Annotated in this window: 14 protein-coding genes; 3 read left to right on the top strand and 11 right to left on the bottom strand. The window is 65.2% G+C overall.

Features of this window, described 5'->3' with window-relative positions; genetic code table 11:
- Window positions 1-14 precede the first annotated feature (14 nt).
- Window positions 15-266 carry a kinase to dihydroxyacetone kinase gene (locus OGM61_04190; GenBank protein UYI85282.1) on the top strand — a complete coding sequence of 84 codons (252 nt, stop codon included), beginning with the start codon at window positions 15-17 and terminating at the stop codon, window positions 264-266.
- Between the two features lie 61 nt (window positions 267-327).
- On the opposite strand, the gene OGM61_04185 is transcribed toward OGM61_04190, so the two are convergent.
- The 3 genes from OGM61_04185 to OGM61_04175 all read right to left on the bottom strand — a co-directional run bounded on the left by OGM61_04185 (window position 328) and on the right by OGM61_04175 (window position 1,799).
- On the bottom strand, window positions 328-1,092 hold the full coding sequence (locus OGM61_04185; protein UYI85281.1) for a class B sortase: 765 nt from the start codon (window positions 1,090-1,092) through the stop codon (window positions 328-330).
- 67 nt (window positions 1,093-1,159) lie between these two features.
- On the bottom strand, window positions 1,160-1,405 hold the full coding sequence (locus OGM61_04180; protein ID UYI85280.1) for an LPXTG cell wall anchor domain-containing protein: 246 nt from the start codon (window positions 1,403-1,405) through the stop codon (window positions 1,160-1,162).
- 106 nt (window positions 1,406-1,511) lie between these two features.
- On the bottom strand, window positions 1,512-1,799 hold the full coding sequence (locus OGM61_04175) for a hypothetical protein (protein UYI85279.1): 288 nt from the start codon (window positions 1,797-1,799) through the stop codon (window positions 1,512-1,514).
- A gap of 65 nt (window positions 1,800-1,864) precedes the next feature.
- Between OGM61_04175 and OGM61_04170 the strand changes: the two genes are divergently transcribed.
- Together OGM61_04170 and OGM61_04165 are read left to right on the top strand one after the other, a co-directional pair.
- Window positions 1,865-3,088: a GDSL-type esterase/lipase family protein gene (locus OGM61_04170; GenBank protein UYI85278.1), complete on the top strand. Its 1,224-nt coding sequence runs from the start codon at window positions 1,865-1,867 to the stop codon at window positions 3,086-3,088.
- The gene (locus OGM61_04165; GenBank protein ID UYI85277.1) at window positions 3,085-3,642 is read left to right on the top strand and encodes a GNAT family N-acetyltransferase; all 558 of its coding nucleotides are present in this window, start codon (window positions 3,085-3,087) and stop codon (window positions 3,640-3,642) included. Before OGM61_04170 ends, OGM61_04165 begins: the two co-directional genes overlap by 4 nt.
- A gap of 73 nt (window positions 3,643-3,715) precedes the next feature.
- Here the strand turns inward: OGM61_04165 and rfbB are convergent, their stop codons facing one another.
- From rfbB to aspS, 8 genes are all read right to left on the bottom strand, one after another.
- Complete coding sequence (gene rfbB / locus OGM61_04160; GenBank protein ID UYI85276.1) at window positions 3,716-4,744, bottom strand: dTDP-glucose 4,6-dehydratase; 1,029 nt, start codon at window positions 4,742-4,744, stop codon at window positions 3,716-3,718.
- Window positions 4,737-5,639, bottom strand: coding sequence for a glucose-1-phosphate thymidylyltransferase RfbA (gene rfbA, locus OGM61_04155; protein ID UYI85275.1), 903 nt, complete (start codon window positions 5,637-5,639; stop codon window positions 4,737-4,739). The genes rfbB and rfbA overlap by 8 nt, the downstream gene beginning before the upstream one ends.
- A gap of 17 nt (window positions 5,640-5,656) precedes the next feature.
- Window positions 5,657-6,844 (bottom strand): nucleotide sugar dehydrogenase, encoded by a 1,188-nt coding sequence (locus OGM61_04150; protein UYI85274.1) that lies wholly within the window; start codon window positions 6,842-6,844, stop codon window positions 5,657-5,659.
- Between the two features lie 87 nt (window positions 6,845-6,931).
- Window positions 6,932-8,191 carry a competence/damage-inducible protein A gene (locus OGM61_04145; protein ID UYI85273.1) on the bottom strand — a complete coding sequence of 420 codons (1,260 nt, stop codon included), beginning with the start codon at window positions 8,189-8,191 and terminating at the stop codon, window positions 6,932-6,934.
- The gene (thiI, locus tag OGM61_04140; protein ID UYI85272.1) at window positions 8,188-9,360 is read right to left on the bottom strand and encodes a tRNA 4-thiouridine(8) synthase ThiI; all 1,173 of its coding nucleotides are present in this window, start codon (window positions 9,358-9,360) and stop codon (window positions 8,188-8,190) included. Before thiI ends, OGM61_04145 begins: the two co-directional genes overlap by 4 nt.
- A 29-nt stretch (window positions 9,361-9,389) precedes the next feature.
- Window positions 9,390-9,728 (bottom strand): hypothetical protein, encoded by a 339-nt coding sequence (locus OGM61_04135; protein ID UYI85271.1) that lies wholly within the window; start codon window positions 9,726-9,728, stop codon window positions 9,390-9,392.
- A gap of 28 nt (window positions 9,729-9,756) precedes the next feature.
- Window positions 9,757-11,280: a YifB family Mg chelatase-like AAA ATPase gene (locus OGM61_04130; protein ID UYI85270.1), complete on the bottom strand. Its 1,524-nt coding sequence runs from the start codon at window positions 11,278-11,280 to the stop codon at window positions 9,757-9,759.
- 65 nt (window positions 11,281-11,345) lie between these two features.
- Window positions 11,346-13,139: an aspartate--tRNA ligase gene (gene aspS, locus OGM61_04125; GenBank protein UYI85269.1), complete on the bottom strand. Its 1,794-nt coding sequence runs from the start codon at window positions 13,137-13,139 to the stop codon at window positions 11,346-11,348.
- Window positions 13,140-13,198 lie beyond the last annotated feature (59 nt).

Raw genomic sequence — 13,198 nt, 5'->3', positions numbered from 1 at the left:
GGAGGAAGCAAAGCATGCTCGAATTCCGGTTTGACACCCAGCTGCTCATCGAGGGCCACGGCCTCGACGAGGACGCGATCCACGACTACATCCAGCGCAATATCGCGGGCGACTGCCTGCTGGCCGTTGGCGACGAGGATCTCATCAAGATCCACTTCCACACGAACACGCCCTGGAAGGTGCTCGAATACTGCGCGGGCCTGGGCGACATTCACGACGTCGTCATCGAAAACATGGAGCGTCAGGAAAACGGCCTGCACGGCTGATCTTCCGGACGCAAAACCCGGCAGAGCATTTGCTCTGCCGGGTTTTCCTTTTCGTATGCAGTTATTTGGCGTGGGCCTCCGCCACGAGCTTGCCCTGCACGAGGTAGCGCTGGTGATTGTCCCCACGGAAGCAGGTCGAGAGCGTCAGCACCCGGTCGCCCGGTTCGGGCCAGGCGTCGGTGCGGAAGTTGGACTGCAGGCTCTTTTGCGCCTGCTCGGCATCAAAATACGCCGTGAAATCGTCCGCATCCGCAAAGTCGTGACACAGCAGCAGGTGCTCGTTCGAATGCGGATAGGCCGCGAAGATCTCATAGACAAGCATCCGGTCCGGGAGATAGACATAGATGTAGCGGTGCGCCTCAAAGACCTCGGCATCCGAAAAGTCGTTGAGCTGGGCAAACATGCGTCCGTTGCGCAGGTTGTGCCCGTAGAGCACGGTCATGGGGTCGCTGAAATCCTTCTGGTTGTAGTCCTGACTGAAGATGCTGCCGCCGCTGTAGTACGCGCCGTTTTCGCTGTGCTTGGAGTAATACTCCTCGTCCCCTTCACGCTGGAGCACGGCGTAGCTAATGTCCGTATCCGGGATCGTGACCCAGGCATAGATATCCGGGTTCATGGCCTGCAGCTCGTCGAAATCGACCGGAATCTTCACGCGCTCGAGCTGGAAGCTGCCGGTGTCGTCCGGGGCGTTGGTGCGCATCCGGTCGCCGAAGGACTGGCCCTGATAGTACTGAATGATGTACCACACGCACCACGCGCACGCGCACAGCGCCGCGAGCGCCACAAGCACCAGCACGCTGCGCACAAGGATCTTTTTCGTTTTCATCGTTCACCTCATAAAACAAAAGCTCCATGAACGAATCATGGAGCTTTGTTATCATAGTTATGCCATCTTACTTGGCGCGAACCAGCTTTTTGCCGCAAAACAGCACCGCTCCGACCGCAGCAACGGCCGCCAGGATTACCCACAGGATGCTGAAGGATTCACCGGTCTGCGGAGAGGTCTTGCCGGAATCGGGATTGACATTCGGATTCGTGTTGCCCTTCTCCGGGCTGGTAACATTGCTGGCAGCAAACGCCGTCGCCGACAGTGCAAACACAAGCACGAGTATCAGAAGAATGGCCACAAAACGCTTCATTGTGTAACTCCTCCATTCATAAACTTACAGCTTCTAATAGTAGCATAATTTTACACCGAAACGGTGTAAAATGCAAGGGTTATTTTCAAAAAATAACCGTTTTCAGTCAACCATCCACCGGCTCGTAGAAAATATCCAGGACCATCTCCAACAGCGCATCGGGATCGACCTGATACTCTGCGTGCTTCTGCGCGCCCATGACCGACGTGCCGGGCACGTTGACGATATCGCCCGAGAAGTGCATCCCGCTTGCCTGCTGCGCCAGATAGACCATCATGGCGGTGTTGATGTTCGTCGTCGTGTTGCGGCGGATGTTGTTATAGATTGCCAGCACGCTCGCCGGGTCCTCCTTGACCTGCGCGAGCATCTTGTTCACCAGCGCGAGCACGATCACGGTTGACTTTTACGGAAAACCATCCTATTGTAACTACATATCCTTACGTTTTCGGAGGTTTTGCCATGGACGATTCCAAAACTGCCGCCCGCTGGGTCAGCGCGTGGAGCACCAGCCCCATCGACGCGAGCCTGTCCGAGTCCGGCGTGCTCGACCGGCTCGGCGTGGCCGTGACGGATGTATCCGCGCGCACGGCCGTGCAGCTCACGGCCGGGGGCACGCACGTGCGCCTGACGCTCTCGAACATCTTCGGCGTGCTGCCGCTGCACGTGGCGGCCTGTACCATCGCCATCGGCGCAGACGATGCACGCGGCATTGACCCCGCCACGCTGCGCACCGTGACCTTCGGCGGGCAGACGCACGTGCGCATCGGCGCGGGAGAAAGCTGCACGTCCGACGCGGCCGCGCTGCCGGTCGCCGCCGGGCAGACGCTGGCCGTGACGGTCTTTTACCGCGGCATCAACGCCATGCGCACGATTGGACTCATCGGCGGATGCAGCCATGCCGAGCTCGGCAACTGCACGCGCCGCACTCTGCTGCACATGGCCGTGCCGATGCAGCACACGGCGGACTCCGGCGCGTATGAGGTCATCCCCGCGCTCACGGAGATCGACGTGCTGGCCGCGGCCGGGACGCATGCGTGCGTCATCTTCGGCGACTCGACCGTGGCAAACGAGCTGCCGCGCCTGCTGGCCGCGCGCCTGCGCGCCGATGGCATTGAAAACGTAAGCGTGACGCAGGCCGCCATCAAGGGCGACCGGCTGGTGGCCGACGGCGTGGGCCGCGCGGCAAAGCTGCTCGGCGGCGCGGGCGTAAAGCGCTTCGCGCGCGATGTGCTCGCGCAGGCGGGCGCGGACATGGTGCTCGTCAAGCTCGGCGCGAACGATCTCATCCACCCGCACTGCCAGAGCAAGCAGGGGCTGCTGACCCCGGTGACGTTCGCGCAGATGACGGCGGGCTACCGCGCACTTGCCGACATGGCCCACGCACAGGGCATGCGCATCTGGTTTTGCGAGCTCACGCCGTGGAAGGGCTACACGCGCAACCTCTTCGGCCGCGGGGACGACATTCAGTGGTCGCCGGAATATGACGCGCTGCGGCTGGAGCTCAACGCCTGGTTTCAGGGCGCGGACTGCCCCGCCGACGGGTACATCCCACTCGACGCTCTGGCCGACCCCAACGATCCGGACGCGCTCGTCCCGGCCTACACGACCGACGGCGTGCACCACACCCCGGCCGGGCAGCGGGCGCTCGCCGCGCTGATCCCGGAAGACATCTTTGTGACATGAGACAGGAGGCAGTACCCAGGGCGATCATCCGCCCAGCAGCTGCGCACGACCTTGCGCGCATTGAAGAGATCTATGACGCGATCCACACGGCCGAGGAGGCCGGGAACGTCAGCATCGGCTGGGTGCGCGGCGTGTACCCGACGCGCGCGACCGCACAGGCCGCGCTGGACGCCGGCGAGCTGTTCGTGCTGGAGAGCGACGGCACTGTCTATGCCGCCGGGCGCATCAACCGCGAACAGGTGCCGGTGTATGCCGAGGTGCCGTGGGCGCACGACGCAGCGCCGGAGCAGGTGCTCGTGCTGCACACGCTCGTCGTTGACCCGGCGGCCGCCGGGCACGGCTACGGCACGCAGTTCGTGCGTTTTTATGAACAATACGCCCGGGAGCACGGCTGCCCGGAGCTGCGCATCGACACGAACGCGAAAAACGCCAACGCCCGCCGGCTCTACGCCTATCTCGGCTACCGCGAGGCCGGGATCGTACCGTGCACGTTCAACGGCATCGACGGCGTCGCGCTCGTGTGCCTGGAAAAGTGGATGGGCAGCGAACCATAACGGCGAGACCGTATAAAGAAAACCGCAGGCCCCGGAGCGCGCTCCGGGGCCTGCGGTTTTTGGATCTTGGCGCTCACGGCGTGGGGCTGCCGCCGCACAGCCGTTCATAGCCGGTGCGGTAAGCCCCGCTGAGGATCTCCTCCCACCAGGGACGGTTGGCGAGATACCAGTCGATCGTCCGGCCAATGCCGTCGGCAAAGCGCGTCTCCGGCAGCCAGCCGAGCTCCGTGTGGATCTTCGTGGGGTCGATGGCATAGCGCAGGTCGTGCCCCTGCCGGTCGGCGACGTAGGTGATGAGGCGCTCGGGCTTGCCGAGCTTGCGGCAGATCAGGCGCACGATGTCGATGTTGCGCATCTCGTTGTGGCCGCCGATGTTGTACACCTCGCCGATGCGGCCGTGGTTGACCACAAGGTCGATGGCCCGGCAGTGATCGCCGACATACAGCCAGTCGCGCACGTTCAGCCCCCGGCCGTACACCGGCAGCGGCCGGTCTGCGAGGGCATTTACGATCATGAGCGGGATGAGCTTTTCCGGGAACTGATACGGCCCGTAGTTATTCGAGCAGCGCGAGATCGTGACCGGCAGGCCGTACGTGCGCCCGTACGCCCCCGCCAGCAGATCGGCCGCGGCCTTGGAGCTGCTGTAGGGTGAGCTGGTGTGCAGCGGTGTCTGCTCGGTGAACAGCAGATCCGGCCGGTCGAGCGGCAGGTCGCCATAGACCTCGTCGGTCGAGACCTGATGAAAGCGCACATTGCCGTATTTACGGCAGGCATCCATGAGCACGGACGTGCCGATGATGTTCGTCTGCAGAAACAGCGACGGGTCGGCGATCGAGCGATCCACATGGCTCTCGGCCGCGAAGTTCACGACCACGTCGGGATGTTCTTCTTCAAACAGGCCGTAGACCGCCTCCCGGTCGCAGATGTCCACCTTGGCAAAGCGGAAGTTCGGCTGCCCGAGCAGCGGCGCGAGCGTGGAGAGGTCGCCGGCATAGGTGAGCTTGTCGATGCACACGAGTCGGTCGTCCGGGTAGTGCCCGCGCAGATAAAACAGGTAGTTTGCGCCGATGAAGCCGGCGCCGCCCGTGACGAATCTAGTCATGCAGCTCCCTCTCAAACACAAGTTTGTCCTCCGCGACCGCGCGCAGGTGCGTGCCGTAGGGCGAGTGGTCATAGCGCGCAGCGGCGGCCAGCAGCTGCGCCTTCGTGAGCCAGCCCATGTGATAGGCCACCTCTTCCGGCGCGGAAATGATCACGTCCTGGCGGTTCTGCACCGTCTGGACAAAGACCGCCGCGTCCATGAGGCTCTCGACCGTACCGGTGTCGAGCCAGGCAAACCCGCGGCCGAGCAGCTGCACCTTCAGCCGGTCGGCATCAAGATAGAGCCGGTTGAGATCCGTGATCTCCAGCTCGCCGCGGGCGGACGGGCGCACCTGCCGTGCCATGTCCACGACGCGGTTGTCGTAAAAATACAGGCCCGTGACGCAGTAGTTCGAGCGCGGGTGCGCCGGCTTTTCCTCCACGGACAGCACGCGCTTGTCCTGGTCAAACTCCACAACGCCGAAGCGCTCCGGGTCTTTGACGTGGTAGCCGAAGATCGTGGCATAGCCCGCCTCGGCATTTGCGACCGCCTCGCACAGGTTGCTGCGAAAGCGGTTGCCGTAGAAAATATTGTCGCCGAGGATCATGGCGCACGTGTCGCCGCCGATGAAGTCTGCCCCGATCAGAAACGCCTGCGCGAGCCCGTCCGGGTGCGGCTGCACCGCGTAGGACAGGCGGATGCCGAACTGGCTCCCGTCGCCGAGCAGGCGCTCGAAACGCGGCGTGTCCTCCGGCGTGGAGATGATGAGAATGTCGCGGATGCCCGCGAGCATGAGCGTCGAGAGCGGGTAATAGATCATGGGCTTGTCGTACACGGGCAGCAGCTGCTTGGACGTGACCCGCGTGAGCGGGTACAGCCGCGTGCCGGAGCCACCGGCGAGGATGATGCCTTTCATCGTCTGTGCCTCCCTTTTCAGTCTCTGCGGTACAGGTCGCGGGTGTATACCTTCTCCGGCACGTCGTCGAGCGCGGACTCGGTGCGGTTGGCAACGATCACGGCCGCCATGCGCTTGAACTCCGCGAGCGACGCGATCACCGGCAGGCCGTCGAAGGCGGCCGCCTTGAGCGTCGGCTCATAGATGACGACGCTCGCGCCCGCGCGGCGCAGCCGCTCGATAACGCCGCGGATGCTCGACTCGCGGAAATTGTCGGAGTCCGCCTTCATCGTCAGGCGGTACACGCCGACGACGCCGCCCGCCGCCCTTTGCAGGATCTGACGGGCGATGTGATCCTTGCGCTCGTCATTGGCCGTGACGGCGGCGCTGATGATGCGGTTCGGAATGTCGCCGAAGTTCGCCACCAGCTGGCGCGTGTCCTTCGGCAGACAGTAGCCGCCGTAGCCGAACGACGGATTGTTGTAATGTGCGCCGATGCGCGGGTCAAGGCACACGCCGTCGATGACCTGGCGCGTGTCGAGTCCCTTGAGCTCGCAGTAGGTGTCGAGCTCGTTAAAATAGCTCACGCGCACGGCGAGGTACGTGTTGGCAAAGAGCTTGATGGCCTCGGCCTCCGTCGCGTTCGGGTAGAGCGTGGGGATGTCGCGCTCCGCCGCGCCCTGCTGCAGCAGAGACGCGAACCGGCGCGCGTCCGCCTCCGTCGCCGTGCCGCCGTGCGGGCGGCCGACCACGATGCGGCTCGGGTGCAGGTTATCATACAGCGCCCTGCCCTCGCGCAGAAACTCCGGCGAGAACAGCAGCCGTGCGCAGCAAAACCTGCCCACGATGCGCTCCGTATAGCCGACCGGCACCGTGGACTTGATGACCACGAGCGCGCCGGGGTTGACCCGGCCGACGAGCGTGAGCACTGCCTCGACGGTCGAGGTGTTGAAGAGGTTGCGCTCGGGGTCATAGTCCGTCGGCGTGGCAATGACGACTACGTCGGCCGTGCGGTAGGCCTGCTCGGCGTCCACGGTCGCCGTGAGCGTCAGCGGCTTCGTGCGCAGGAAGTCTGTGATCTCGGCGTCGACGATCGGCGAGACGCCGCGGTTGATCTGTTCGGCTTTGGCGGGGGTCGTGGTCACGGCGGTGACGGCGTTGTGCTGCGCGAGCAGCACCGCCTGCGCCAGGCCGACATAGCCCACACCGGCTACGGTGATGTTCATAGGCATTCTCCGGTTTCTCAAATCATGCATGGGTCACAACGCGGCCGGGACAGCTGCCCCGGCCGCAGAAAAAAGCAGATGATCGCATCAGCGGTTTTCCTCCATCTCCACCGGCAGACCGGTGAGGTAGCGCCGCAGCATGTCGAAGGCGTGGTTGGCCGCCGCGTGCTTGATGCGCACGCGCCCCCACTTGTCCTTGTGCAGCGTGCGGTGGAACGTGCCGTCCGGCGTGGCGAGGGCCACGAAGAGCGTGCCGACGGTGTGCACACCGTCGCCGTCCGGGCCGGCAAGACCCGTGATGCTCAGGCCGAGGTCCGTGCCGAAAGCGGCGCGCACATGCTCGGCCATCGCGGCCGCGACCTCGGGGCTGACGGCGCCGCAGCGCGCGATGAGCGCGGGGTCGACACCGAGCAGGCGGGTCTTGGTCTCGTCGTTATAGGCGATGATGCCGCCGGCAAACACGGCCGACGCACCCGGCACATTCGTGAGCAGGTCGCCGAGCAGGCCGCCGGTGCAGCTGTCGGCCACGGCAATGGTCTTGTGCTGCGCGAGCAGGAGCTCAGCCGCGCACGTCTCGATATTCGGCGTGTCGACGCCGTAGGCAAAAGCGCCGAGCTCGCGCTGCACGCGCGCGAGGCACGGGGCGATCATGGTCTCGGCCTCGGCCTCCGTGGCGGCCTTGGCCGTGACGCGCACGAGGCACTCGCCCTCCTTGGCATAGGGCGCGAGCGTCGGATTTTGCATCTCGTTCATGAGATCGCGCAGCTGGTACTCCATCGTGCCCTCGCCGATGCCGAAGATCTTGACGCTGTGCGAGACAATGATGCCGTCCCCGCGCGCGGCGAGCAGCGGGCGCACGCGGTAGCGCAGCAGCGGCTCACACTCCAGCGGCGGGCCGGGCAGCATGATGACGAGACAGCCGTCGGCCTCAAACGCGCAGGCCGGGGCTGTGCCCCAGTCGTTTTGCAGCACGGTGCAGCCGCGCGGCAGCATGACCTGCTGCAGGTGATTTTCCGTCATGTAGGTGTGACGCTCGCGGTACAGGCCGCGCAGGCGCTCCTCCTCGGCCTTGTTGAGTTCAAGCGGGATACCGAACGCGCCGGCCACGACCTCCTTGGTCAGGTCGTCGCACGTCGGGCCGAGGCCGCCGGTCGTGATGATGAGGTCGGCGCGCGTGCGGGCAAGCTGCACCGCCTGCTCGAGCCGCGCGCGGTTATCGCCGACGACGGTCTGCCAGTAGACGTTGATGCCCAGCTCCGAGAGCAGGCGCGCGACCGCGGCCGCGTCGGTATTGATGGTGTCGCCGAGGAGCAGTTCGGTGCCGACGGCAATGAGTTCTGCATTCATAAATCGATCCGGATCCTTTCAATTCCGTCCACTGCCTCGTGCACGAGCGCGTCGATGTCGAGCGCGGACTCCGCCTCCGCGACCTCCGCCACGGTCGGGCGGGTCTTGGGGTGGCGCGGGGTGAAGACCGTGCAGCAATCCTCATACGGGAGGATGGATGTGTCAAATGTGCCGATCTCGCGCGCGATCTTCACGATATCGCGCTTGTCCATGCCGATGAGCGGCTGGAGCACGGGCAAGTGCGTCACGTCCTGCGTGCAGGCCATGGCCTCCATGGTCTGGCTGGCGACCTGGCCGAGATTTTCACCGGTGACGATGGCCTTGCACTCGTTGTGCGCGGCGATGTCCTCGGCGATGCGCATCATGAACCGGCGCATGATGAGCGTGAAGTATTCCTCCGGGCAGGCGCGGCGGATCTCCTCCTGGATGTGCGTGAAGGGCACAATCTGCAGCGTCATGCGGCCGGTGTAGGCCGTGAGCTCTTTGGCCAGCGAGAGGACCTTCTCCTTGGCGAGCTCCGACGTGTACGGGAAGGAGAAAAAGTGCACGGGGACGAGGCGCACGCCGCGCTTTGCGATCATGTACGAGGACACGGGGCTGTCGATGCCGCCGGACAGCAGCGTCACGGCCGCGCCGTTGCAGCCGACGGGCATGCCGCCCGCCGCCTCGACGGCCTGCGCGTGGACATACGCCGCCTGCTCGCGCACCTCAAGGCGCACGGTCAGCTCCGGGTCGTGCACGTCGACGGCCGTATTGGGAAACGCCTCGGCGAGCTCGCCGCCGACATACTGCGACAGCTCGATGCTCGTCATGGGAAAGCGCTTGTCCGAGCGCTTGGTCTCCACCTTGAAGCTGTGCGCCGCCGTCATCGCGTCGTGCAGGTACGACTTGGCAAGCGCCGTGATGGCGTCCTTGTCCTTCTCGCAGGCGGCCGCGCGCGTGATCGTTGCAATGCCGAATACCTTGCGCACGGCGTCATACGCCGCGTCGAGGTCAGCCGCGTCGTCGGCGGCCTCGATGTACAGCGCCGACTGCAGATACGTCACGCGGAAGTGGCCGATGGGTTTGAGCCGGCGCTTGACGTTTGCGACCAGCCTCTCTTCAAAATAGTGCTTGTTGAGCCCCTTGAGGAAGATCTCCCCGGGCTTACAGAGCAGCAGATCCTTCATAAATCGTTCGTTCCTTTTCTTTCAGGATATCACAGGCAGCGCTCGATGAGCGTGATGAACATGCCGATCGACCACGCGCCGAGCCACACGAGCAGCAGGCACACGAGCACGCCGAGGATGAGCCCGATGAGCGAGCAGACATAGCCGACGGTGCGCGGCGTGCCGTTGAAGCCGAGGCTCTTGGCGCGGGAGGCATAGATCAGGCCGATGATGCCCGTGACGATCGAGCCGAGCGCCGTGTAGCCGAAGATGAGCAGCGCGCACGAGACGATGCCGAGCACCATGGCGACGGTGGCCTCATGCTTGCCGGGCTGCGGGCCGGGCGGCTGATACCAGTTGGGGTTGTAGTTGTAGTTATTGTTGTACATGAGGAAGCTCCCTTCTGTCGGGCCGGGCTCACGGCTCGGCGACGGAAAAGTCATACGTGCGGTACTGGATGGCCTCGGCCAGGTGCGCAAGGCCGATGGTCTGCGCCCCGTCGAGATCGGCGATCGTGCGCGCGACGCGCAGGATGCGGTCATAGCTGCGGGCGGTGAGGGCCATGCTGTCAAACGCCTGGTGCATGAGCTGCTCGCACTCGGGCGAGAGCGCGCAGAACTCCGCGAGCGCACGCGGGCCCATGTGGGCGTTCGTCGTGGTGGTGTCGTCCCCGTAGCGGGCGCGCTGCACGGCGCGGGCGGCGTTGACGCGCGCGCGGATGGCGCGCGACGGCTCTCCGGCCGACGGCTCGGTGAGCTCGTCAAACTCCAGCGCCGGGACCTCGACAATGATGTCGATGCGGTCGAGCAGCGGGCCGGACACGCGCGCATGGTAACGGCGCACGTCGCGCGGCGAGCAGCGGCAGCGGCCAGAAGGATGCCCATACCAGCCGCACTTGCAGGGGTTCATGGCGCACACGAGCATGAAGCGGCTCGGATACGTCACGGAGCCGTTCGCGCGCGAGATGGTGATGCTGCCGTCCTCGAGCGGCTGGCGCATCGTCTCGAGCACGGCGGGCGAAAACTCCGGCAGCTCGTCGAGAAAGAGCACGCCGTTGTCCGCCAGACTCATCTCGCCCGGCTGCAGCGCGCTGCCGCCGCCGGACATGGCGACGTTCGACACCGTGTGGTGCGGCGCGCGAAACGGCCGGGTACGCACGACGGGGTCATCCGGCGTCGTGAGGCCGAGGACGGAATAGACCTGCGTGGTCTCGATCATTTCGGCGCGGTTCATCGCGGGCAGAATGGTCGGCAGGCGCTTGGCGAGCATGGACTTGCCCGCGCCCGGCGGGCCGATGAGCAGGATGTTGTGCCCGCCGGCGGCGGCCACCTCGAGCGCGCGCTTGACGTTCTCCTGCGCCTTGACCTCGGCAAAATCGACCGGGAAGCGCGGCTCGGTCTCGAGCCGCGGCGCTGTCTTTGGCGCGATGCGCCTGTCCCCGCGCAGATGGTGCACGAGTTGGGCGATGTTCTCGACCGGGTAGACGGTCACGCGGTCGGCAAAAGCGGCCTCGGCCGCGTTGCCCGCCGGGACGTAGAGCTCCTTGAGGCCGATCTGCTCGGCCGCGAGCGCCATCGTGAGCGCGCCGGTGACGGGGCGGATGTCTCCCGCGAGGCTGACCTCGCCGAGAAACGCCGCCGTGGCCGGCGGCTGGCGGATCTCCCCCGTGGCGCACAGGATGCCCAGCAGCACCGGCAGGTCATAGAGCGTGCCGGCCTTGCGCGTGTCCGCCGGGGCGAGGTTCACCGTCAGGCGGCTGACCGGGAACTTCATGCCGTTGGTCTTGATGGCACTGCGCACGCGCTCGCGCGCCTCCTTGACGGCCGCATCCGGCAGGCCGACGATATCAAACCCCGGCAGGCCGTTGGACACGTGGCACTCTACGCTGACCGCGTAGCCGGTCACGCCCCGGCAGCCGAGGGACTGGATTTTGGACAGCAAGCCGCTCGCCTTCTTTCACGGACGAGCCCCGGCCGAACGCCGGGGCACCGTCGCATCGTTTTGGGTCACGCTTCGGTATCGGGCTCCGTGTCGCCGACGACGGCGATGTGCAGCTCCTCAAGCTGGTGCGGCTCGACGGTGCCGGGCGCGCCCATCATGACGTCCTGCGCGTTCTTGTTCATCGGGAACGGAATGATCTCGCGGATGCAGTCCTCGCCCGCAAGGAGCATGACCATGCGGTCCACGCCCGGGGCGATGCCGGCGTGCGGGGGCGCACCGTAGCAGAAGGCGTTGTACATGGCCGGGAACTTGGCCTTGACATCGTCCTCGCCGAGGCGCACGAGCTCGAACGCCTTGACCATGATCTCGGGGTCGTGATTGCGCACCGCGCCGGAGCTGAGCTCGACGCCGTTGCACACGAGGTCGTACTGGTAGGCGTAGATGTCGAGCGGATCGACCTCGCCGCGCTCGGCCTTTTCGAGGATCTCGAGGCCGCCGTTCGGCATCGAGAACGGGTTGTGGCAGAACTCCAGCTCGCCGGATTCCTCGCCGATCTCGTACATCGGGAAGTCGACGATCCAGCAAAATTCGTACCGCTCGGTGTCCATGTGGCCCGGCACGGCCGTGCCGAGCTTTGTGCGCAGCACGCCCGCCGCCTTCTGCGCGGCGGTCTTTTTGCCGGCCGTCACGCCGACGAAGCAGCCCGGCTTCAGGCCGAGGGCCGCGGTGATCTCCGCCGTCTTGTCCGTGAGGAATTTGGCGATGCCGCCGGCGAAGCTGCCCTGCTCGTCAACCTTGAACCAGTAAGGCTTGCTGCCGGCCTGTACCTCCACGTCGGCGCAGAGCTTGTCAATGGCCTTGCGCGCCATGGCGCAGTCGGGCACGACGACGGCCTTGACCGTGTTGCCCGCGGCAAAGGGCGCAAACTCGCTGCCGGCGACGAGCGCCGTCATGTCCTGCACGGTGAGGTCGATGCGCAGGTCGGGCTTATCAGAGCCGTAGGTCTCCATCGCATCACGATAGGAGATGCGGCGGAAGGGCGCCTCGGACGCAATGTCATACTTGCCGTACTTGGCGAAGATCGGCGGGAGCACGTCCTCGAGCACGGCAAAGACGTCGTCCTGCGTGGCGAAGGCCATCTCCATGTCGAGCTGATAGAATTCGCCGGGGCTGCGGTCGCCGCGGGCGTCCTCGTCGCGGAAGCACGGGGCGATCTGGAAATAGCGGTCAAAGCCCGCCGTCATGAGCAGCTGCTTGAACTGCTGCGGCGCCTGCGGCAGCGCGTAGAACTTGCCGGGGTGCTTGCGCGCGGGCACGAGATAGTCGCGCGCGCCCTCGGGGCTGGAGGCCGTGAGGATGGGCGTCGTGATCTCGAGGAAGCCGTGCTCGGTCATGGCGGCGCGCAGCGCGGCCACCACCTGGCAGCGGAGGATGATGTTTTTCTTCACGGCGGGGTTGCGCAGGTCGAGATAGCGGTACTTCAGGCGCAGCGCCTCGTCGGCGTCGCGGCTGCGGTTGATCTCGAACGGCAGCTCGTTGTAGCGGCAGCGGCCGAGCGCCTCGATCTTCGTGGGCACGACCTCAATGTCGCCGGTGGGCAGCTTGGGGTTTTTGCTCGCGCGCTCGCGCACGGTGCCCTCCACGGCGATGGTGGACTCCTTGTTGAGCGACTTGACGACCTTCATCATGTCCTCGGTCTCAATGACGACCTGGGTCGTGCCGTAAAAATCGCGGACGACGACGAAGGCAAAATTCTGCCCGACCTCGCGGACATTTTCCATCCAGCCGACGATGCGGACCTGCTCGCCGGCGTTTTCGAGCCGCAGCTCGTTGCAAGTGTGTGTGCGGGACTGAAACATACTCCTGATTCCCTTTCTTTCTATCGAATATCGCCTCCGGCGGTGCGGCGGCGGTGGGT

The organism is Clostridiales bacterium (assembly GCA_025757645.1).
GTDB lineage: Bacteria > Bacillota > Clostridia > Oscillospirales > Oscillospiraceae > CAG-103.
The sequence above is the reverse complement of the archived record's forward strand: the minus strand, read 5'-3'. Positions and strand labels throughout refer to the sequence as shown.